This window comes from Sphingorhabdus sp., assembly GCF_041737645.1.
Taxonomy (GTDB): Bacteria; Pseudomonadota; Alphaproteobacteria; order Sphingomonadales; family Sphingomonadaceae; genus Sphingorhabdus_B.
Genome location: NZ_JBGSRI010000021.1, coordinates 55,478 through 76,672, shown reverse-complemented (window position 1 = coordinate 76,672; position 21,195 = coordinate 55,478). Strand labels below are relative to the sequence as shown.

At 56.6% G+C, this 21,195-nt stretch carries 21 protein-coding genes and 1 pseudogene; 14 read left to right on the top strand and 8 right to left on the bottom strand.

The window, feature by feature from the left end; all coding sequences use genetic code 11:
* Window positions 1–56: 56 nt before the first annotated feature.
* Window positions 57–1,277 carry a Na+/H+ antiporter NhaA gene (gene nhaA, locus ACEW72_RS02945; RefSeq protein ID WP_373474887.1) on the top strand — a complete coding sequence of 407 codons (1,221 nt, stop codon included), beginning with the start codon at window positions 57–59 and terminating at the stop codon, window positions 1,275–1,277.
* Window positions 1,274–2,587 (top strand): hypothetical protein, encoded by a 1,314-nt coding sequence (locus ACEW72_RS02940; protein ID WP_373474886.1) that lies wholly within the window; start codon window positions 1,274–1,276, stop codon window positions 2,585–2,587. Before nhaA ends, ACEW72_RS02940 begins: the two co-directional genes overlap by 4 nt.
* Here the strand turns inward: ACEW72_RS02940 and ACEW72_RS02935 are convergent.
* The 8 genes and pseudogenes from ACEW72_RS02935 to ykgO all read right to left on the bottom strand — a co-directional run.
* Window positions 2,584–2,781, bottom strand: a pseudogene (locus ACEW72_RS02935) (type II toxin-antitoxin system death-on-curing family toxin); the annotation flags it as partial. The gene ACEW72_RS02940 and the pseudogene ACEW72_RS02935 sit on opposite strands and share 4 nt — an antisense overlap.
* A gap of 10 nt (window positions 2,782–2,791) precedes the next feature.
* A complete protein-coding gene (locus ACEW72_RS02930) occupies window positions 2,792–3,589 on the bottom strand; it encodes a transglutaminase family protein (protein WP_373474885.1) in 798 nt (265 codons plus the stop codon).
* A 59-nt stretch (window positions 3,590–3,648) separates the two neighbouring features.
* Entirely contained in the window at window positions 3,649–4,965 is a 1,317-nt protein-coding gene (locus ACEW72_RS02925; RefSeq protein WP_373474884.1) for a DUF389 domain-containing protein, read from the bottom strand.
* Between the two features lie 12 nt (window positions 4,966–4,977).
* Entirely contained in the window at window positions 4,978–5,907 is a 930-nt protein-coding gene (locus ACEW72_RS02920; RefSeq protein ID WP_373474883.1) for an electron transfer flavoprotein subunit alpha/FixB family protein, read from the bottom strand.
* On the bottom strand, window positions 5,904–6,650 hold the full coding sequence (locus ACEW72_RS02915; RefSeq protein ID WP_373474882.1) for an electron transfer flavoprotein subunit beta/FixA family protein: 747 nt from the start codon (window positions 6,648–6,650) through the stop codon (window positions 5,904–5,906). The genes ACEW72_RS02920 and ACEW72_RS02915 overlap by 4 nt, the downstream gene beginning before the upstream one ends.
* 127 nt (window positions 6,651–6,777) lie before the next feature.
* Window positions 6,778–7,986: an ADP-forming succinate--CoA ligase subunit beta gene (sucC, locus tag ACEW72_RS02910; protein WP_373474881.1), complete on the bottom strand. Its 1,209-nt coding sequence runs from the start codon at window positions 7,984–7,986 to the stop codon at window positions 6,778–6,780.
* A 145-nt stretch (window positions 7,987–8,131) separates the two neighbouring features.
* A complete protein-coding gene (locus tag ACEW72_RS02905) occupies window positions 8,132–8,743 on the bottom strand; it encodes an HAD family hydrolase (RefSeq protein ID WP_373474880.1) in 612 nt (203 codons plus the stop codon).
* A 105-nt stretch (window positions 8,744–8,848) separates the two neighbouring features.
* Window positions 8,849–8,974, bottom strand: a complete 126-nt coding sequence (gene ykgO, locus ACEW72_RS02900; protein ID WP_125229386.1) for a type B 50S ribosomal protein L36 — start codon at window positions 8,972–8,974, stop codon at window positions 8,849–8,851.
* A 154-nt stretch (window positions 8,975–9,128) separates the two neighbouring features.
* Here ykgO and ACEW72_RS02895 point away from each other — a divergent pair, with 154 nt between their 5' ends.
* From ACEW72_RS02895 to lspA, 12 genes are all read left to right on the top strand, one after another.
* Window positions 9,129–9,722, top strand: a complete 594-nt coding sequence (locus ACEW72_RS02895) for a DUF4136 domain-containing protein (protein WP_373474879.1) — start codon at window positions 9,129–9,131, stop codon at window positions 9,720–9,722.
* A gap of 13 nt (window positions 9,723–9,735) precedes the next feature.
* A complete protein-coding gene (locus ACEW72_RS02890; RefSeq protein ID WP_373474878.1) occupies window positions 9,736–10,872 on the top strand; it encodes a M14-type cytosolic carboxypeptidase in 1,137 nt (378 codons plus the stop codon).
* A gap of 10 nt (window positions 10,873–10,882) precedes the next feature.
* On the top strand, window positions 10,883–11,338 hold the full coding sequence (locus ACEW72_RS02885) for a GNAT family N-acetyltransferase (protein WP_373474877.1): 456 nt from the start codon (window positions 10,883–10,885) through the stop codon (window positions 11,336–11,338).
* Window positions 11,339–11,418: 80 nt separating this feature from the next.
* Window positions 11,419–12,102: a 2,3-diphosphoglycerate-dependent phosphoglycerate mutase gene (gpmA, locus tag ACEW72_RS02880; RefSeq protein ID WP_373474876.1), complete on the top strand. Its 684-nt coding sequence runs from the start codon at window positions 11,419–11,421 to the stop codon at window positions 12,100–12,102.
* A gap of 91 nt (window positions 12,103–12,193) precedes the next feature.
* Window positions 12,194–12,649, top strand: coding sequence for a 5-(carboxyamino)imidazole ribonucleotide mutase (gene purE / locus ACEW72_RS02875; RefSeq protein WP_373474894.1), 456 nt, complete (start codon window positions 12,194–12,196; stop codon window positions 12,647–12,649).
* On the top strand, window positions 12,646–13,716 hold the full coding sequence (locus tag ACEW72_RS02870) for a 5-(carboxyamino)imidazole ribonucleotide synthase (protein ID WP_373474875.1): 1,071 nt from the start codon (window positions 12,646–12,648) through the stop codon (window positions 13,714–13,716). Before purE ends, ACEW72_RS02870 begins: the two co-directional genes overlap by 4 nt.
* A 24-nt stretch (window positions 13,717–13,740) precedes the next feature.
* A complete protein-coding gene (locus tag ACEW72_RS02865) occupies window positions 13,741–14,232 on the top strand; it encodes a dihydrofolate reductase (protein WP_373474874.1) in 492 nt (163 codons plus the stop codon).
* Between the two features lie 18 nt (window positions 14,233–14,250).
* Window positions 14,251–15,438: a dipeptidase gene (locus ACEW72_RS02860; RefSeq protein ID WP_373474873.1), complete on the top strand. Its 1,188-nt coding sequence runs from the start codon at window positions 14,251–14,253 to the stop codon at window positions 15,436–15,438.
* Between the two features lie 103 nt (window positions 15,439–15,541).
* Entirely contained in the window at window positions 15,542–16,468 is a 927-nt protein-coding gene (locus ACEW72_RS02855; protein WP_373474893.1) for a bifunctional riboflavin kinase/FAD synthetase, read from the top strand.
* A 92-nt stretch (window positions 16,469–16,560) separates the two neighbouring features.
* On the top strand, window positions 16,561–17,550 hold the full coding sequence (locus ACEW72_RS02850; protein WP_373474872.1) for a glycerophosphodiester phosphodiesterase family protein: 990 nt from the start codon (window positions 16,561–16,563) through the stop codon (window positions 17,548–17,550).
* 65 nt (window positions 17,551–17,615) lie between these two features.
* Window positions 17,616–20,549, top strand: coding sequence for an isoleucine--tRNA ligase (ileS, locus tag ACEW72_RS02845; protein WP_373474871.1), 2,934 nt, complete (start codon window positions 17,616–17,618; stop codon window positions 20,547–20,549).
* A 118-nt stretch (window positions 20,550–20,667) separates the two neighbouring features.
* Window positions 20,668–21,195 (top strand): signal peptidase II, encoded by a 528-nt coding sequence (gene lspA, locus ACEW72_RS02840; RefSeq protein WP_373474870.1) that lies wholly within the window; start codon window positions 20,668–20,670, stop codon window positions 21,193–21,195.

The window sequence follows — 21,195 nt, the reverse complement described above, 5'->3', positions numbered from 1 at the left end:
AACGGAAAAACTACGCTACTTGCCAAGCATTAGACAGGGCTGCATAGACTTGCCCGATGGCAAGCGTTGAAGCATCTCGGGCAGGGCGTTCTGCATTGCGAACGTTTCTGGCAAGCGAAGCGGCGGGCGGTATCATTTTGATGGCTACAGCGGCTTTGGCGATGATATCTGCCAATACTGCCTTTTCGGACGATTATTTCCACTTCATCCACGCCGTTACAGGACCACAGCTGACACCAAAATTGGGCCCGATGACGGTCCATTTGTGGATAAATGACGGATTGATGGCAATATTCTTCCTGCTTGTCGGGTTGGAGATAAAGCGTGAATTTGTGGATGGCCATTTGTCGACCTGGGCCGACCGGCGATTGCCGGTAATCTCGGCAACCGCCGGAATGATTTTTCCTGCGGCGGTTTACCTCGGCATTGCCGGAGGCGACCCGCAATTGGTTCGAGGCTGGGCCATTCCGGCGGCGACGGATATTGCCTTTGCCATTGGTGTCCTTGCATTATTGGGCAGCCGCGCCCCTGCTTCGCTCAAGCTGTTCCTGACAACCGTCGCGATTGTCGATGATATGGGGGCGGTCGCGATTATCGCCTTATTCTATACCGCGGAACTGAATCTTGCGGCGTTGTTCGCTGCTCTCATGGTCTGGCTGACCATGATGGCGCTCAACCGTTTCAAGGTGAATGCGCTGTGGCCCTATCTGCTGCTTGCCGTGTTGCTCTGGTATGCAACCTTGTTATCCGGCGTACACGCCACGATAGCCGGCGTTCTGGCTGCCTTCGCCATTCCTTTTCGGCGTACGCTAGCTGCTCCCGATGCCGAAGATTCGGTGCTGCATCGACTGGAGCATGCGTTGGCCAAGCCCGTTGCCTTCTTTATCATCCCTATCTTCGGCTTCGTGAACGCAGGGGTCTCTCTGGACGGCGTAACCCCCGCGTCGCTATTGGCGCCATTGCCTTTGGGCATCGCGCTTGGCCTGTTTCTTGGAAAGCAGCTGGGGATATTCGGCAGCGTGTGGCTGTCGGTAAAGTTTGGAATAGCGACGCGGCCGAAAGATGCGAACTGGGCCCAAGTTTACGGTGTCGCCCTGCTTTGCGGGATTGGTTTTACGATGAGCCTCTTTATCGGCGGGCTGGCGTTTATAGATTCGACGCAAAATGACGCGGTTAAAATCGGTGTGCTGATGGGCTCGCTTTTGTCCGCACTTTGCGGCTATGCTGTTTTACGCTTTGCGGCCCCCAACCTCAAAAAATCAGGAGAATCTGAATGAAGCATCGCCTTATCTTCATGCCTTTGCTGCTTCTTATGCCCGCATGCGCGACAATAACGGCGCCAACCGAACCGTCGGGCCAGATGCTGTCTGTGGCGATTGGAGATATTGCCGATGCTTATATCAAACTAACGCTGGAAGCCGGCACACATGAGGCGGAATATGTTGATGCTTATTATGGACCGGCTGCCTTGCAAGAGGCAGCAAAAGCCGCACCGCGCAGTTTGGAAGCGTTGTTGGCCGACACGCGTGCATTAACCGTTAGGATTGATCAGGCACTGCCTGCCCTTTCGAACGATATCGATCGTCGGCGTGCGCTTGCGCTTCGCGGGATGCTGGTCGCGGCCGAAACCCGGCTCCAGATGCTGCAAGGCAAGAAATTCGCATTCAATGATGAAGCCAGTGGGCAGTTCGCAACCGTGCCAGAACTTAAACCGCTCGCGCATTATGACGAAATGTTGGACAATCTGGATAAATTGATTCCAGGCGAGGGTTCGCTGCCCGCACGTGTCGACGCGTTCAACGAACGCTTCACGATTCCTAAAGAAAAGCTGCAACCCGTATTTGACGCCGCGATTGCCGAATGCAAGCGGCGCACGGCGCAATATATCACTTTGCCCCAAGGCGAAGCATTCACGATGGAATTCGTGACCGGCAAAACATGGTCGGGTTATAATTATTACAAAGGCAACTACAAAAGCCTGATCCAGATCAACACTGATCTGCCGATCCGCATCAGCAGGGCCGTCGATTTAGGTTGCCATGAAGGCTATCCTGGCCACCATGTCCTTAATCTTATGGTCGAAGATAGGCTGGCACGCGCCAAGGGTTGGAAGGAATATGAGGTTAACCCGCTTTATAGCCCGACCAGCGTCTTGTCCGAAGGCAGTGCCAATTATGGCATTGATCTTGCCTTTCCGGGGCCTGACCGTTTGGCATTTGAACGTGACGTCCTGTATCCGCTGGCGGGCCTCGATCCGCGAACGGCCAAGGACTATTGGGAAATGCAGCAAAAAACCGACGCGCTCTCCGGCGCGCGGCTAACCATTGCCAAAATGTATCTGGACGGTGAAATCGATCGGCCAAAAGCGCTTGAGTTGACGCAAAAATACTTGCTGCTTTCGCCCGCCCGCGCCGAACAGTCGGTGGGTTTTACCGATCATTACCGCAGCTATGTCATCAATTATGGGTGGGGCAAAGATCTGGTCCGGGGCTATATCGAACGGGGCAATCCTGATCCGGCGATAAGGTGGCAGCGTATGGAAAAGCTTTTGAGCGAACCTACCCAGCCTGTGGATCTGTTGCCTTAGCCAAGGTGGATGCGGAACCAGTCGGCGAGTTCGTCTTCGGATAACTCGCCGGCGGCAAGGGCTACAAACGCCACTACTAGCTCGGCGTCAGTAGCCGCTAGTGTTGCTCCATTTAGCATCATAAATGTTTCGCTGATCACCGCAGCCGTCCGCTTGTTGCTATCAATAAAAGGATGGTTGCGGGCAATGCCATGTAAACTGAAGTCAGGCTTTCGACACCCCGGCTTTTGCAACCAACACCGACTGTGCAATCAGATCCGCAGTTCCGAAAATGGTCATGAAGCTGATATCGGTGGCATCGCGGCCGACGGCTATGCGAACCAGAAATTCTTCCGGGGCCAGCCTTGTGGGGTCGATCAGGTGCCAGCGACCTTCAAGATATACTTCGACGACGGCATGGAAATCAGGCGGATCGATGCCCAGACCGTAGCATGATACCATACGCGCGGGGACATCGGCAGCCCGGGCAAAGGCGATTAGAAGATGGGCAAAATCGCGGCAGACACCGCGATGCGAAATGAAGGTATCGGTCGCGGTCGAACCGGTGCCTGAAAAGCCGGGCGCGTATTCGATGTTATCGTAAATCCATTCCGCCATTTGTAAAATGCGGTCGCCCTTGGCAGGTCCGTCAAACCGGCTAGCGACGAAATTTTCGTGGCGGTCAGACGGGCAATAGCGGCTGGGCATCAGATACTGGATATAAGCGGGCGGTAATTCGGCATGGGGGACGGTATCCAGTCCGGCAATGGCCGTCGGCGCGCGGTCGATGGCGACCGTCGCGGTGTAGACAATGTCGATCCGCCCCTCGGCATGTAGCCAGGTACGACGCCCCAGCCCGTCCATCCCTTCGATAGTGGTCAGCGGAGAACAGTCGCCTTTGACCTTCAGCAGGTCGCTCAGCAGCTTCTGGTCATCCATAGGAATGGCTTCGACCGCGAGAAGCACGTCGGCGGGTTGTGGTAGCTGGTAATTGAGGGTGGCTGTAATATCGACGGTGGTCATGGGCCGCACTTCGGGCATTTAATGTTGGCGCGCAAGTGGAGATAAAGGCTCCGATAATATCAGGGAATATCCCCGGCTCGTGGCATTTCCTCAACCAACCACTGCGGATAGGCGGTTTGGACCTGATCGATTATGCCATCGATCGCTCCCGCAACCTGTTCGCCCTCTTCTTCACGGCTGCGCTGGACGATGACCCTGCGGGCCTGGCCATCGATGAACAGCTGTTCGCGCTTAAGAAGGCCGCCTACGGTCAATCCGATAAGCACACGGCGTTCTTCTTCGTCGCGCTGTTCAAGGGCTGCAACCCGGCGACTTATCCGCTCCTCTAGCTGTTCGTCCGCATCGCTCTGCTGCTTGAGCTGCACGATGCTAACCTGAGCTTTACGGTTGAGTTGCGTACGAACGGCAGCGGTCAGTTGTTCGTTCAGGCGCGGCTTGTAATGGTCGATCAGAACTACGCCGTCGATTGACACTTCCTCGCCTTCCATCCTGACATTTAGACTATCTACTCGACCGGCATCATCCATCAGTCGTGCCAATTCGCTCTGCACTGTCGAGCGCGCCCGAATTTCGCGTGCAATGCTGTTGAGCGATAAAGCAAGCGGTATCGAAAGTATGCCAAGCGTCACCACGATTCCGACAATTTGCAAAGCGGTATGCTGCGGCGTCAGCGATGGTCCGAAGTGATTCAGGCGTGCGACAATCGTTGCTGCGAAAGCAATTGCGAGTGTGTTTGTGAGAAAAAGCAGGGACGCACCCAAGGCAAAATCAAACCGTCCGGTCGCCAGCCCAAACCCTACAGTTGATAGCGGCGGGACGAGCGCGGTGGCAATTGCGACACCGACCATCACCCCTGACAGCTTGCGCATGATCGCGTAAACGCCGGCAATACCACCGACAACGGCCACCCCCAAATCAAGCAGCGTCGGTTGGGTTCTGGCCCGCAACTCGGCAGTCACATCCTGAATCGGAGATAGCCATATAATCAGCATCGCGATAAAAATCGCTGTGGCCATTCCCGCAGCCAGCGTCACAAGCGAACGCTTGATAAGGCTGCTTTCCAGCGTCGCCAGACCGAACCCTATCCCCATGATCGGGCCGAGCAGAGGCGACACGAGCATTGCGCCGATCACCACTGCGGGTGAGTCCTGCAACATTCCGAGTGTCGCAATTGCTGCTGACAAAACCAGCAGAAGCAGAAACTTCTGGTCAAGCCGCGCATCGCGCGCAACACTCGCCAAGATGAGCGAGCGACCGCTCCTGTCCTGTGCCTCGTCGGGACCGTCGTCGATTTTACTGTGGCGTGCCGACCTTCGCCCGCCAGCATTGAACGGCGCATCGCCGATCCCTGCTGCTTCAGAATGATCGGACGCCACTGCTCCGCTACCTTAGAGCTTGCTGACCAGTTCCGGCACTGCCGTGTAAAGGTCTGCGACCAGACCGATATCGGCGACCTGGAAGATAGGCGCGTCTTCGTCCTTGTTGATCGCGATGATGACCTTTGAATCCTTCATACCTGCCAGATGCTGGATCGCGCCGGAAATGCCGACGGCGATATAGACTTCGGGGGCGACGATCTTGCCGGTTTGGCCAACTTGATAGTCGTTGGGGACATAGCCTGCATCGACTGCGGCGCGGCTGGCGCCAACGCCTGCGCCGAGCTTGTCGGCAAGCGGGAGGATAACTTCGTTGAATGTCGCAGAGTCTTTCAGCGCACGGCCACCCGACACGATGATCTTGGCAGAAGTCAGCTCAGGACGTTCTTGCTTGGCAATTTCGCTGCCCATGAAGCTGGAAATGCCGGCGTCGCCGTTGCCCGATACTGCTTCGATGGTGGCCGAACCGCCGGTTGTCTCCGCCTTGGCAAAGGCGGTACCGCGCACCGTAATGACCTTCTTCGCGTCCGACGACTGCACGGTGGCAATGGCATTGCCTGCATAGATCGGGCGGGTGAAGGTATCGGCGCTTTCGACCGAGAGGATATCGCTGATCTGCATCACATCGAGCAGGGCGGCCACGCGCGGGGCGATGTTCTTGCCATGCGATGTCGCAGGAAAGACGAAGGCGTCATGATGGTCGGCCATGCCGGCAATCAATGGCGCGACATTTTCCGCCAGCTGGTTGGCATATACCGCATCGTCGGCCACATGGACCTTGGTCACGCCCGCGATCTTCGCGGCGTCTTCGGCGACAGCGCCGCAGCCCGAACCAGCGACCAGCGCATGGACTTCGCCTAATTTACCGGCCGCAGTTACTGCAGCCAGCGTTGCGTCTTTCACCGACGCATTGTCATGCTCTACAAAAACGAGGACGCTCATGCTGCTACTCCCATTTCTTTTAGTTTCGCGACAAGCGCATCGACGTCGGCAACCTTGATACCGGCGCTACGCACGGGCGGCTCGGCCACTTTCAGGGTCTTCAGGCGCGGGGCGACGTCAACGCCATAATCGGCGGGGGTTTTGGTCGCCATCGGCTTGCTCTTTGCCTTCATGATATTGGGCAGCGAGGCATAACGTGGTTCGTTCAGGCGCAGATCGGTAGTGACAATTGCCGGGGTCTTGAGCGAAACGGTTTCGCTGCCGCCATCGACTTCGCGGGTCACATGGACCGTATCGCCGCTAACTTCGACCTTGCTCGCAAAGGTACCCTGCGGACGTCCGGTCAGCGCCGCCAGCATCTGGCCGGTCTGGTTGCTATCATCATCAATCGCCTGCTTGCCCAAAATGACAAGGCCGGGCTGTTCTTCGTCCATGATCTTGGCAAGGATCTTTGCAACGCCCAGTGGCTCGACATCTTCGGCGACTACCAGAATCGCACGGTCGGCACCCATTGCGAGTGCGGTACGCAAAGTTTCCTGCGCCTTCTCAGGACCGACGGAAACCGCAATCACTTCGGTTGCAACGCCCTTTTCGCGCAAACGAAGCGCTTCCTCGACCGCGATTTCGTCAAACGGATTCATGCTCATTTTCACGTTCGCCAGATCGACGCCGCTGCCATCGGGCTTTACCCGTGGTTTCACATTATAATCGATGACCCGCTTTACGGGGACGATGATTTTCATAGCTCATCCTTCCTTGCCGACTCACATGGCGAGTGAATGCCCACCAAATCTGTTGTGCCTATGCTTGACGTTTACGTGAACGTCAAGTGGTCTATTTTTTATCTGCCAAAGCGGCTTTGTGTTCTCCTCAGGCCGCCTTGCGGACCTCAGCCACGATCTTCTCGGCCGCATCGCCCAGATCGTTCGCCGAAACGATCGGCAGACCGCTATTGGCTAAGATGTCCTTGCCCTGCTGCACATTGGTGCCTTCGAGACGGACGACCAGCGGAACCGAGAGGTTCACTTCCTTTGCGGCAGCAACGATCCCGTCGGCGATAATGTCGCATTTCATGATGCCACCGAAGATGTTGACAAGAATGCCCTTCACCGCCGGGTCCTTCAATATGATCTTGAACGCCGCCGTCACCTTTTCCTTCGATGCACCGCCGCCAACGTCAAGGAAGTTGGCGGGGAATTCACCGTTCAGCTTGATGATGTCCATCGTCGCCATGGCGAGGCCAGCGCCATTGACCATGCAGCCAATATTACCGTCCAATTTTATGTATGCGAGGTCATATTCGCTGGCTTCAACTTCGGCCGGGTCTTCTTCGGTCAGGTCGCGCAATTCGGCGAGGTCCTTGTGGCGGAACATCGCGTTGCCGTCGAACGCGACCTTGGCGTCGAGCACCAGCAGCTCGTCGCCGTTTGCGCCTTTACACACCGCCAGCGGGTTGATTTCGATCTGCTCGGCATCGGTGCCGATGAATGCGGAGTAGAGGCCAGCGAGAACGGCTTGTGCCTGCTTGGCAAGATCACCGGTCAGGCCGAGCGCCTTGGCAACGCTACGGCCATGGTGGGGCATGATGCCAGAAGCAGGGTCGATGGTGATCGTGTGGATCTTCTCGGGGCTGTCATGCGCCACATCTTCGATGTTCATGCCGCCTTCGGTTGATGCGACCACCGCGATCCGGCTTGTTGCACGGTCGACGAGCAGCGCCAGATAGAATTCCTGTTTAATGTCCGCACCATCGGTAATGTAAAGACGGTTGACCTGTTTGCCCGCTTCGCCAGTCTGGATGGTGACCAGCGTGTTGCCGAGCATATCCTTGGCATGGGCCTCAACCTCGTCCAGATTGAACGCCAGACGGACACCACCCTTTGCATCGGGACCCAGTTCCTTGAACTTGCCCTTGCCGCGACCGCCAGCGTGAATTTGCGATTTGACGACATAGAGGGGACCCGGAAGTTGCTTGGCGGCGGCGACGGCTTCTTCAACCGACATAGCGGCGATACCCTTGGGCACAGCAACGCCAAATTTCGCCAACAGTTCCTTGGCCTGATATTCATGGATATTCATGGGAGAAATGCGTCCTTCCAGATGGCAGAGTCGAAGGCTCTAAAGCACAGACAAGGCGTGAATGGAAGGGTCTGGGTAACAAGTTTTTCCCAAGACCGGTGCCGCTCATGCGAATACGGTGCTGCCTGATCTATCGGGACCTACTCTATTGCAACAGGTCCAGGGCGACCAGTTCCGCACGGAGCGATTTGGCATCTTTGAAGTGATGCGCGGCAAAGCCATTGGCGCGGGCGCTGACGACATTGGCATGGTTGTCATCGACAAATATGGCTTCACCCGGCTGGAGGCCGAACCGCATCAGCGCGAGCGCGTATATTGCAGGGTCGGGCTTCACCAGTTTTTCGACCCCGGATACGACAATATCGCCAAACAGGTCGAAGATAGGTTGCGTCGGGCGGAACGATTCCCAAAATTCGGCGCCAAAATTGGTGATCGCAAATAGCGGCACGCCCCGGGCCGCCAAATCGTCGACAATTTCCAGCGATCCCGATACTGGCCCCGGAATTGTTTCGTTAAACCGCCTACGATAGGCGTCGATATGCTTGGCATAGTTCGGATGGAGCGCCGTCAATTCTGCCGTCATGTCCGCCAATGGTCGGCCGGCATCGTGCTGGAAATGCCATTCAGGCGTCACGACGTGCGCCAGAAACCAGTCGAGCTCCTTCGAATCAGCGATGAGCTTGGCGAACAAATGCCGCAAATCCCATTCAAACAGGACCCGCCCGACATCGAAAACCACCGTTGAAATCTGTGTCATCTTAACCGTCCCATAGATTTTAGACACAAAAAAGCCGCACGCGAATCAGATTCGGAGCGGCGTTTTGCTGAAACTATCTGCCTGCGCGGTGCAGGCAGGACCAAATCAGCCCTGACGTGCCTTGAAGCGCGGTTGGGTCTTATTGATCACATAAGTCCGCCCACGGCGACGAATCACGCGGTTATCGCGGTGACGACCCTTGAGGGACTTGAGAGAATTAACGACTTTCATCGGATTTACCCGTCTTTTGGTTATATAAAGCTTGAATTGAAGGCGCGCTCCTATTGGCGGCACCCATCAAAGTCAAGTATCATTGGCCGATTTTTGCGGATTCATTCTCCATACATCACTTGCCATGAAAGAACTGCGGCGTAAGGATAATGTCATGATGACCCGAACCCAACTTTTATCGCTAACGTCCTTGATGATCCTGTCCGGTTGCGTGGTCCCGACAGGCCCCGTCGAGGTAACGCGTTTTAATCGTGCGGCAGAGGGCGTTGCTTATGGCACGGGTTCTTTTGCCGTGGCTGTCGCCGGTGATTCCGATATGGGCCCCGGCCTTGCACCTTCACCTTATCTGGCCGCCGTCGCGCGGGAGATGCAGCGTGTCGGTTACACTGAAAGAGGTATTGATTCCGAAGTAACAGCCGAAGTTCGCGTTTCGGTTACTAACATTGGTCGCGAACAACGCTCTCCGGTATCGGTTGGTGTCGGTGGTTCTACCGGCAGCTTTGGGTCTGGAATAGGCTTGGGCGTAGGTATCAATTTAGGCGGAGCCGCTTCGCCCCAGGTCAATACAATGCTGGCAGTTCGCATTATCCGGCGCAGCGACAACTTAGTCTTGTGGGAAGGCAAAGCAACGCAGACAGCAAAGGCAGGTTCACCCGCCGCCCAGCCTGGCATTGCCGCATCGAAATTGGCAGAAGCGCTGTTTAAGGGCTTCCCCGGTGTGTCAGGTGAGTCTATCCGCGTTCCATAACCAAGGAACCCTTATGCCTATTTCAGATATCAATGCTGCATTCGACAGCGGCAACATCATCGTTCATGCGATAACGGATAACAACGCGACACTGTCGATCCGCAAGGACCGGGAATCGGAATTTGCCCAATGGTTCCATTTCCGTGTCGCCTGTACCGCCGGCGAAGAACTGACTTTGCGGATTACAGGTCTTGAAAGCAGCGCATATCCAGGCGGGTGGCCCGACTACCGCGCCTGTGTCTCCGAAGACCGGGACTATTGGGGCCGCGCGGACAGCAGCTACGACAAAAACGAAGATGGCGGCACCCTGACGATACGCTACACCCCGTCGAGCCCGATTATGTGGTTCGCCTATTTCGCGCCGTATAGTATGGAGCGGCATCACGACCTCGTCTCCGAAACCGCGGGTTGTGAAGGCGTCACCTACCGCTGCCTTGGCCACAGTATTGAAGGTCAGCCGATTGATTGCCTTGTCATGGGCACTGGCTACACGCAGATTTGGCTTTACGCCCGCCAGCATCCCGGTGAAAGCCAAGCCGAATGGTGGATGGAAGGCGCGCTTGATATGCTGACCGACTTAAGCAATCCACATACGCAGGCTTTGCTTGAAAAATGCACCTTGCATATTGTACCCAATGCGAACCCCGACGGCAGTTGCAGGGGCCATTTGCGGACCAATTATGCAGGCGTGAACCTGAACCGCGAATGGGCCAACCCAAGCGTTGAAAAAAGCCCCGAGGTGCTGGCAATACGCAACGCCATGGATGGAAGTGGTGTGCACTGGGCCATGGATGTCCATGGCGATGAAGCAATTCCCGCAGCCTTCATGGCCGGTTTTGAAGGTATCCCGTCCTGGACCGAGGACCAGGGTGACCGGTATAAATTTTATATCCATCGCTTAGCGGACCGGACTCCTGATTTTCAGACGAAGCTTGGTTATTCAATTGCGGGCCCCGGGAAGGCCAATCTGACCATGTCGACAAACCAGCTGGCGGAGCGCTTCGGCAAGAGCCATGGATGCGTGTCGATGACGCTCGAAATGCCGTATAAGGACACGGTGCACGGCAATGATCCGGAACAAGGATGGTCGCCAGAACGCTGCAAGTTGCTGGCACACGAATGTCTGGCGACCCTGGCGGAAATGGTTTGAAGTCAAACCGATGCGCATCGTTGCAGACGATCTAACCGGACCGGAAATCCGCTCTCTGCTGGAAGTGCATTTTGCCGGAATGTTAGCGAATTCGCCAGCGGGGAGCTGCCATTTTCTCGACTTTGACGGTTTAAACGCGCCCGATGTGACGTTCTGGTCGATTTGGGAGGGTGACGCTTTGTTAGGGTGCGGAGCGCTTAAACAACTTTCTCCCGATCATGGCGAAATCAAGTCGATGCGAACCCATGCCGACCATTTACGTAAAGGGGCTGGTGCTGCCATGTTGGCCCATATCATCGCGCAAGCGCGGATGCGGGGGTATCGGCGGCTGAGCTTGGAAACCGGTACGTCCGATGCGTTTATTCCGGCATTGTCCATGTATACAGCGCATGGCTTTGCAATTTGTCCGCCATTTGGCGATTATGTCGAAGATCTATTCAGCTGCTTTATGACGCTCGACCTATAACCGGCATCGCGCCAACGCCAATTGTACCGCCCATCACCTGCCGCTAGATGCAGGGTCGAATCAAGACTGAAGGACCCAATATGCCCAAACTCATTCTTATCCGTCATGGCCAGTCCCAATGGAATCTCGAAAACCGCTTTACCGGCTGGTGGGATGTTGATGTGACCGAAAAGGGCGCGGCGGAAGCCTGGGCTGCGGGTGAGTTGATGAAGGAAAAGGGCATCGCGCCCGACGTCTCCTTCACCAGCGTACAATCACGCGCCATCAAAACGCTCAATCTGGCTTTGGAAGCGATGGGTCGGCTTTGGGTGCCGGTGACAAAAAACTGGCAGTTGAACGAGCGGCATTATGGCGGACTCACCGGCCTCGACAAGGCAGAGACAGCGGCCAAGCACGGCGAGGACCAAGTGCACATCTGGCGTCGCAGCTTCGACATTCCGCCGCCGCCGTTAGAAGCGGGTTCGGCTTATGACCTGTCGGCCGATCCGCGCTATGCGGGCATTGCGATTCCGAATACCGAAAGCCTGAAGGACACAATCGCGCGGGTGCTGCCTTATTGGGAAAGTGCTATCGTGCCTGAACTTAAGGCCAACAAAACCGTGCTCATTTCGGCGCATGGCAACAGTTTGCGGGCATTGGTCAAACATCTTTCGGGTATTTCGGATGCAGACATTACCGGGTTGGAAATTCCGACAGGCCAGCCGATTGTTTACGAACTGAATGACGCGCTTCAAGGCGAACGCTATTATTTGTCCGAAAAATAGGACATGGGCTGACAACAGATTTCTGAATGTCCGCTTTTTTAATCCGGGGGGATGATAAGTGAGTGAAGTGCAGCCTCTAATCGGCATCATCATGGGCAGCCGTTCCGATTGGGAAACGATGCGTGAGGCATCGGCAACACTGGATGCCTTGCACATTCCGCATGAATGTAAAGTGGTGTCGGCACACCGTACGCCGGAACGTTTATATGATTATGCGAAAAGCGCGGCGGATCGCGGACTTAAATGCATTATAGCGGGTGCGGGCGGTGCGGCGCATTTACCGGGAATGGCGGCGGCGATGACGCGGCTGCCGGTGCTTGGCGTGCCGGTACAGTCCAAGGCTCTGGACGGGATGGACAGCCTGCTTTCAATAGTACAGATGCCTGCGGGTATTCCCGTTGGCACACTGGCTATTGGTAAAGCGGGTGCGATAAATGCTGCGTTATTGGCCGCCGCAATGCTCGCCAATGAGGACTCCGCACTGGCGGGTCGGCTTGATTCCTGGCGTGCCGAACAGACAGCTTCGGTTGCCGAGGCGCCTGAATGACGGCACTGCCCCCCGGTTCGACAATTGGGATATTGGGCGGCGGCCAGCTTGGCCGGATGCTGGCGATGGCGGCGGCGCAGCTCGGCTATCGCTGCCATATTTACGCGCCACCAGGGGACAATATCGCCTGTGAAGTCGCGGCAATCTGCACAATCGCCGAATATCACGATCTGGCGGCCTTGAAGGACTTTGCCGAAAGCTGCGACGTCGTCACATTCGAATTTGAAAATGTCCCTGTGGACCCGATGAAATCAATCATTGGCCTTGTCCCCATCCACCCGCCCCTCAAGGCGCTGGAGGTGGCGCAGGATCGTGTGGTGGAAAAAGAGTTCGTCCGCAAATTAGGCGGTAAAACAGCTGCCTTTGCCGTCGCCCGGACCGAAATCGAGGTCGAAGATGCTGTCGCCGCTGTGGGGACGCCCGCTATATTGAAGACGATCCGCATGGGATATGACGGTAAAGGGCAAGTCCGCGTTTCGGCGCAAAGTGAGCTTGCAAGCGCATGGCGTCGCGCCGGAGGACAGCCTTTGATTGCCGAGGCGATGGTTCGGTTTGAAGCAGAGTTTTCGATCATATTGGTGCGTGGAACCGATGGAGAGATCCGCTATTGGGACTCTTCGCGTAATGTGCACGAAGACGGCATATTGGCTACGTCCTGCTTGCCTTCTGGACCCCTAATCGAAAGCCAGCAGGTTGCAGCTCGTAAAATGGCAGGCGATGTGGCGGATGCGTTGGATTATGTCGGTGTGTTTACAGCGGAATTCTTTGCGAGCGCCGAAGGGCCATTGTTCAACGAGATCGCTCCACGCGTGCACAACAGCGGCCATTGGACCATCGAAGGCGCGGAAACCAGCCAGTTTGAAAACCATATCCGTGCCATTTGCGGCCTGCCTTTGGGCAGCACGGCAACGATTGCGGACCGGGTGGAAATGCAGAACCTGATTGGTGATGATGGTGACCGATGGGTACAGCTGTTAGGCGACCCTGCCGCCAATGTGCACCTTTATGGCAAAGCCGAAGCGCGCGCCGGACGTAAAATTGGTCACGTCACCCGCTTGTATAGATAGTTAAATGTCGGCAAGACGGGTGATATGAATCATCCCGAAATTATCCTTGTCCTTGCCCGCGCCGCCAATGGAGTGATCGGAAGGGATGGCGCAATGCCCTGGCATATCCCCGCTGACCTGCGCCATTTTAAGCAAATAACGAAGGGCCGCCCGATGATTATGGGCCGCAAGACATTCGATAGCCTGCCGGGGCTTTTGGACGGGCGGAGGCATATTGTTTTGACCCGCGACACCGCATGGGACGAAGACGGCGCAGAAGTGGTGCATTCAGTCGAAGAAGCCCTGAAACGCGCCAATGGGCCCCATGTGTGCGTCATTGGCGGAGCCGAAATTTATGCGTTGTTCCTGCCGCTGGCGCACCGGATAGAACTGACCGAAATCGTTGCAACGCCCGATGGTGACACATGGATGCCCGCTTTCGACGACGCGCAATGGGAAGAAGTCGCCCGCGACAGCCACGCGGCGGAGGGCAGAATTCCCGCGCATGATTTTGTGACTTTGGCGCGCCGCGTCTGAATATTTCGGGGGGTTATAATGCGTAAACGGGTTTGGATACCAATGGCGCTGATTGGCGCAGCCGCCATTGGCTTTTTCGGCATTGCACCGGGCTATGTCGAAGGGTCGATGAACGTCGTCGACGGCAAACCGCTCATCAAGGTAAGCGATGAGGCGAAGGCGTTGCACAAGACGCTGACGATTGTTGATTTGCACAGCGATACGTTGATGTGGAACCGTGACCTGAATGATCGGGCGTCGCGGGGGCATATGGATCTGCCCCGTTTGCAAAGTGGCAATGTCGCATTGCAGCTTTTTTCGTCGGTCAGCAAAACACCAAAGAACCAGAATTACGACGGCAATGGCGCGGACACGGATAACATTACGCTTCTTACTATCGCCCAGTTGCAGCCGGTGAAGACCTGGAATTCGCTGGTTGGACGGTCGCTCTATCACGCGCAAAAGCGCGATGCGGCTGTCGTCGGTTCAAAGGGCATGGTCAAAGCTGTTAACACGTCGGCGCAACTGGACAGCCTGCTGGCCGCGCGCGCCAAAGACGCCCGACCGGTTGGCGCGATGCTGACCATTGAAGGGTTGCAAAATCTGGAAGGCAAGGCCGCCAATCTCGATCGCCTTTACGCCGCCGGTTTTCGCATGGCGGGCCTGACCCATTTTTTCGACAATGAATTGGGCGGGTCCATGCATGGCCTAAAAAAAGGCGGCCTCACCCCCTTTGGCCGCGACATCGTGCGGCGCATGGAGGCGAAGGGCATGATTATCGACATCGCCCACCTGTCGCACACCGGCGTCGCGGAGATACTCGCCATGGCCAAGCGACCTGTGGTGTCGAGCCATGGTGGCGTGCAGGCGACGTGCAAGGTCAACCGCAACCTGACCGACGACGAAATCAGGGGTGTCGCTAAAACCGGCGGAGTCATCGGCATCGGTTATTGGGATGCCGCCATTTGCAACACATCCCCCCGCGCGGCCGCCAAAGCTATGAAACATGTCCGCGATCTGGTCGGCATCGAATATGTCGCACTGGGGTCGGATTATGACGGGGCGACCACCGTGCGCTTCGACACCTCGCAACTGACGCAAGTCACGCAAGCCTTAATGGACGAAGGCTTTACACCGGCAGAAATCCGCGCCGTGATGGGTGAAAATGCGCTGCGCGTTATCAGGGCCGGACTCGTGCCAATGGCAGAGGTACCTGTTGTTAAATGACGAATTTGATGTCCGTTCGCATCGCGCGTAGTCGAGATGCCTATCCGTCAACCGCTGTTTTGGTGTGTCTCGACTTCGTTCAACACGAACGGAGCGGAGAATGATTCCCCGTCTCCACGCAACCGAGCGGATGCCCGATACCCTGCGTGGCGCTGTCGTGGCGCTCGGCAATTTTGACGGGTTCCATCTAGGCCATCAGGCGGTAGCGGGGGAGGCGATTGCACAGGCTAAGGCCGCAGGAAAGCCGGCCATTATTGCGACGTTCGATCCGCATCCGGTACGGTTCTTTGCGCCGCAATCGCCATGGTTCCGGCTTACCACCCTCGAACAGCGGCAGCGCCTGTTCGAAGCAGCGGGTGCTGATGCGATGCTTGTGTTTGACTTCGATGCCTCGCTTGCGGCGACCACAGCCGAAGATTTTATCGCGAAACTGCTGGTGGAGCGGCTGGGCATATCCGCAGTCGTGACCGGCGAGGATTTTACGTTCGGTAAAGGCCGTGGCGGAAATATACAGGTGTTGCGCGAACTTGGCGCGGTGCATGGGTTGGGCTCCACCGCGATGGGGCCGGTCATGGATGAAGGTGGGGTGATTTCTTCAAGCCGCATCCGCGAGGCTTTGCAGGATGGCGACTGCGCCACCGCGACACGCTTGCTTACGCGGCCGTTCACGGTCGCAGGCGCGGTGCAACATGGCGACAAGAATGGACGGCTGCTGGGCTTTCCCACCGCGAACATTGATATGGCCCATTATCTACGCCCGCGTTACGGAATCTATGCGGTCAAGGGCCGCCTGCCCGATGGCCGCGTGCTAAACGGCGCTGCCAACCTTGGCATCCGCCCCAGCTTTGACCCACCCAAGGAACTGCTCGAACCGCATTTCTTCGATTTTTCGGAGGATCTATACGGGCAAACCATCGAAGTCGAATTTCATGCATTTATTCGCGGCGAGGCCAAGTTTGACAGCATGGATGATCTGATGGCGCAGATGCAGGCGGATTGTGATCAGGCACGCGCCATATTGGGCAATTGATAATCTTTGAGTTCTTTGTGCCTTCGTATGAGATAATTTTTGCTCACACAAAGACACGAAGACTCAAAGAAGAAGGATAAAGGGAGTTTACGGTGAAACTATCCCGCACCCAAAAGCGTATTTTGGCCGTTGTTGCCCTTATCCTCATCGCGCTGTCGTTGCTGAATTCGAGCTGGCTTGCACCGACGCCTGTCGGCAAGCCCAAATTGATTGCCCACCGCGGCGTCTACCATCTCTATGACAAGCGCGCCGCTTTTGGCCGCGACACCTGCACCGCCCGTTTCATTCGTCCGCCAGATCATGAAGTGTTTGAAAATACCACCGCTTCCATCCAGATGGCGGCGGGATTGGGCGGTAATCTGGTCGAGGTCGATGTCGCGCCGACCAAAGACGGAAAGATGGTTCTGTTCCATGACTGGACCGTCGACTGCCGGACCAATGGCAAGGGCGAAACCCGCGATCTGACACTAGCCGAGCTCAAGGCGCTCGATATCGGCTATGGCTATACCGCCGACGGTGGCAAGACATTCCCTCTTCGTGGCAAGGGTATCGGGCAGATTCCGACGGTCGAAGAGGCGCTCGCAGCCTTGCCGTCGCGGCCCTTAATGTTCAATTTCAAATCCAAGAACGCAGACGAAGCGGATCAGCTTTTTGCCATCTTGAAAGCCTCGGGCCGGGATTATGAAAAGCTGGGCGACGCCTTTTATGGCGCGCAAGGCCCGGTCACTCGGATCCGCCAGTTGGCTCCGAAAAACTGGGCGTTCGACATGAAGGGCGAAGCGCAACAGTGTACGAAGGATTATGTCGCCTTCGGCTGGACCGGGATCATTCCCGAAAGCTGCCGCAATGGGGTGCTCGTGATTCCGATAAATTATCAGTGGATCATGTGGGGCTGGCCCAACCGCCTGATCGCGCGCATGGAATCGGTAGGGGCAAAGGTCATCGTAATGGGCCCCTATGAAAGCGGGAAGTCCAATGAAGGCCTGACCGATGTGCACCAACTGGGCAAGATTGCCGGAACCTTTAACGGCTATATCTGGATTGAGGATATTTGGGGCATTGGCCCTGCGTTGAAGAAGTGAAATCGGACCCCGAAACAAGTTCAGGGTGACGAAAGGTAATTTGTTGCGCTAAGGGCGCTTTCAATATGACTGAACCTGTAGACTATCGCGATACCGTCTTCCTGCCGAAGACCGATTTCCCCATGAAGGCTGGCCTTCCGCAGAAGGAACCGGTGATCCTTGCCCGTTGGCAGGAACAGCGCCTTTATGAAGAGCTGCGCAACCGCCGCCGCGGGCGCGAAAAGTTCATCCTGCACGATGGCCCCCCTTATGCGAATGGCGACATGCACATCGGCCATGCGCTGAACCATATCCTGAAAGATACGGTCGTCCGGACGCAGACGTTGCTCGGCAAGGACGCGCCTTATGTGCCCGGTTGGGATTGCCACGGCCTGCCCATCGAGTGGAAGGTCGAGGAGCAGTATCGCAAGAAAAAGCTCAACAAGGACGAGGTTCCAGCGGTCGAGTTCCGCGCCGAATGCCGCGCCTATGCGCAAGGCTGGGTCGACACACAGCGCGAGCAGCTGAAGCGGCTGGGCATCAACGGCGATTGGGACAATCCCTATCTGACCATGGATTTCCAGGCCGAGTCGACCATCGTGTCGGAGTTGTTGAAGTTCGCCGAAAGCGGCCAGCTCTATCGCGGTGCAAAGCCAGTGATGTGGTCGCCGGTCGAAAAGACCGCTTTGGCCGAGGCAGAAGTTGAATATGAGGATATCACCTCGACGCAGATCGATGTGGCGTTCGAGATTGTTGAAAGCCCGATCGCGGAACTGGTGGGCGCGCATGCGGTGATCTGGACGACAACGCCTTGGACCATACCGGTCAATCAGGCTTTGGCTTACGGGCCGGATGTTGAGTATGGGGCTTTTACAATTGAGTGGGAACTGAATGATCCCAAGCGCACCCAAGAGCATTTTGAGGCACTCGATCGGCATTTTGGAATAGTTGCCGAAAACGCGAACGCGGAACCGACGAAATTTATTATGGCCCTTGCTCTTTTTGAAGCTTTTGAGGCTCGCGTCGACCTCGCCGCCAAACGGTTCAATGAAGAACAGCTTGGTTTGGAAAATGCGGTAGCGATTGTTCTCCAGCAAAATCGGTTCAAAGGCTCCGACCTAGCCGGAACAATGGTCCGCCACCCGATGCACCATCTCGGCGGCTTCTTTGCCAAGCCGCGTCCAATGCTCGCGGGCGATTTTGTCACAACCGATAGCGGCACCGGGCTTGTCCATATGTCGCCCGACCATGGCGAGGACGATTTCGACCTGTGCAAGGCGAACGGCATCGATCCGGTGTTTGCGGTGGAAGGCGATGGTAAATATCGCGCTGACTGGCTCTGGCTCGGCGGCGAGGGCAGCGTCATCAACCCCAAATTCAACGCGCCCGATGGCCCGATCTGCACCGCGCTACGCGAGGCGGGCGGATTGCTCGCGGCCTCGGCGGATTACAAGCACAGCTATCCGCATAGCTGGCGGTCGAAGGCGAAGGTCATCTATCGCTGCACCCCGCAATGGTTTGTGTCGATGGATAAGGAATTGCCGGGCGGGACGCTGCGCGAAAAGGCGATGACCGCGATTTCCGACACCCGCTTCATCCCCGAAAAGGGCCGCAACCGCCTGTCCTCGATGGTCGAGGGCCGCCCCGACTGGGTGCTCAGCCGACAGCGTGCATGGGGTGTGCCGATCACGCTCTTTGTCGACCGCAAGTCCGGACAATATCTCTGCGACCCCGCCGTCAATGCGCGTATCATCGCTGGCGTTCGCGAGAACGGCGTCGATGGCTGGAGCGACGAACGCGCGCAAGAATATCTGGGGAGCGACTATGCGCTCGCCGATTACGAACGCGTTTCCGATATTCTCGACGTGTGGTTCGATTCAGGCTGTACGCATGTGTTCACGCTCGAAAGTGGGCGCTGGCCCGACTTGTCTTGGCCCGCCGACCTCTATCTCGAAGGCAGCGACCAGCATCGCGGCTGGTTCCAGTCTTCCTTGCTGCAAAGCTGCGGCACGCGGGGCCGTGCGCCTTATAATGCCGTGCTGACCCACGGTTTCACGATGGACCAGAAGGGCATGAAAATGTCCAAGTCGCTGGGCAATACGATCAACCCGCTCGACCTGATGCGCGACAGCGGCGCAGATATCTTGCGGCTTTGGGCGCTGACTGTGGACTTCACCGAGGACCACCGGATTGGTAAAGAGATACTGCAAGGCGTTTCGGATCAATATCGCAAATTGCGCAACACCTTCCGCTATCTGCTCGGCGCGCTCGACGGCTTTTCGGACGCGGAAAAGGTTACCGTTTCGGAGATGCCGGAACTGGAGCGCTATATGCTCCATCTGCTCGCAGATATGGATGCGAAGTTGAAGACGGCGGTCAATGACTTCGACTTCAACAGCTACGTCCGCCTGCTGACCGATTTCGCCAATGAAGACCTGTCGGCCTTCTTCTTCGATATCCGCAAGGATTGCCTCTATTGCGATGCGCCGACCGATGCGAAGCGGATGGCGTACCGCACTGTGCTCGACATCCTGTTCCACGCGCTGGTCCGCTATGCCGCGCCGGTGTTGGTGTTCACCAGCGAAGAGGTTTGGCAAAACCGCTTCGGGCCGGATGCCGAGAGTGTGCATTTCTCGGATTGGCCGGAGGTTGATGCAGGTTGGCGTGACAGCAAACTTCTCGAGAAGTGGACTACGGTTCGCTCAGCACGAGCTTTTGTAAACTCGAACACTGAGCAGATGCGGCGCGATAAGCTAATTGGGTCAAGTCTAGAGATCTCAGGTTCATTCCTTGCGTATGATGACAACACTTTTGGCGTGCTCTCTTCAGTTGACCTTGCTGAAATTTGTATTGTCAGCGAGATGGGAGTCGAGCGGAAGGCATCGCAAGGCCAGGAACTGATGGGCTTGATGCGTGGCCCAACCACCAACCACAAATGCGGCCGTTGCTGGCGGCATCTGCCCGAGGTCGTCGAAGACGGCGCGCTGTGCGAACGGTGTGAGGATGTGGTTGGTGGCTAAAACCCTCTGCGCTCTCTGCGCCTCTGCGTGAACCAAAAACGTCGAATGGTTCACGCAGAGGCGCAGAGAGCGCAGAGTTGATGGTTGCCGTGACCGAAAAGGTAAGTAAGACAAAAATATGAATCCAAACCCCAAATTCCGCCTGCAGGGCATCATGCTGGCCAGCCTCGTCTTCATCGCCGACCAGATCGTCAAATATGCGATGCTTGGCCCGTTGCAGCTGCAAAGCCGTGGCGTGATCCATATCATATCCTTCTTTGACCTTCGCTACGCCGAAAACCGGGGGGTTTCGATGAGCTTCCTGACCGCCGACAGCGATGCCGAGCGGTGGGCGCTGGTGGCGCTGACGGGTGCCATTGCGTGCTGCGTTGCTGTCTGGATGTGGCGCGAAAAACTGCGTGGCGACGTGCTGGCGCTGTCGCTGGTTCTGGGCGGCGCATTCGGAAATATACTGGATCGGGTGCGTTATGGCTATGTGGTTGATTATGCGGACTTGCATTTTGGCACATTCCGGCCTTTTTACATTTTCAACCTTGCCGATGCTGCCATCACCATCGGTGTATTGATATTGCTTGCCCGCGCCTTCCTGATGCGCGAAAAGGCACCTGTTCAGGAACCCGCAAGTAGAGCGGACATAGTGGAGTGA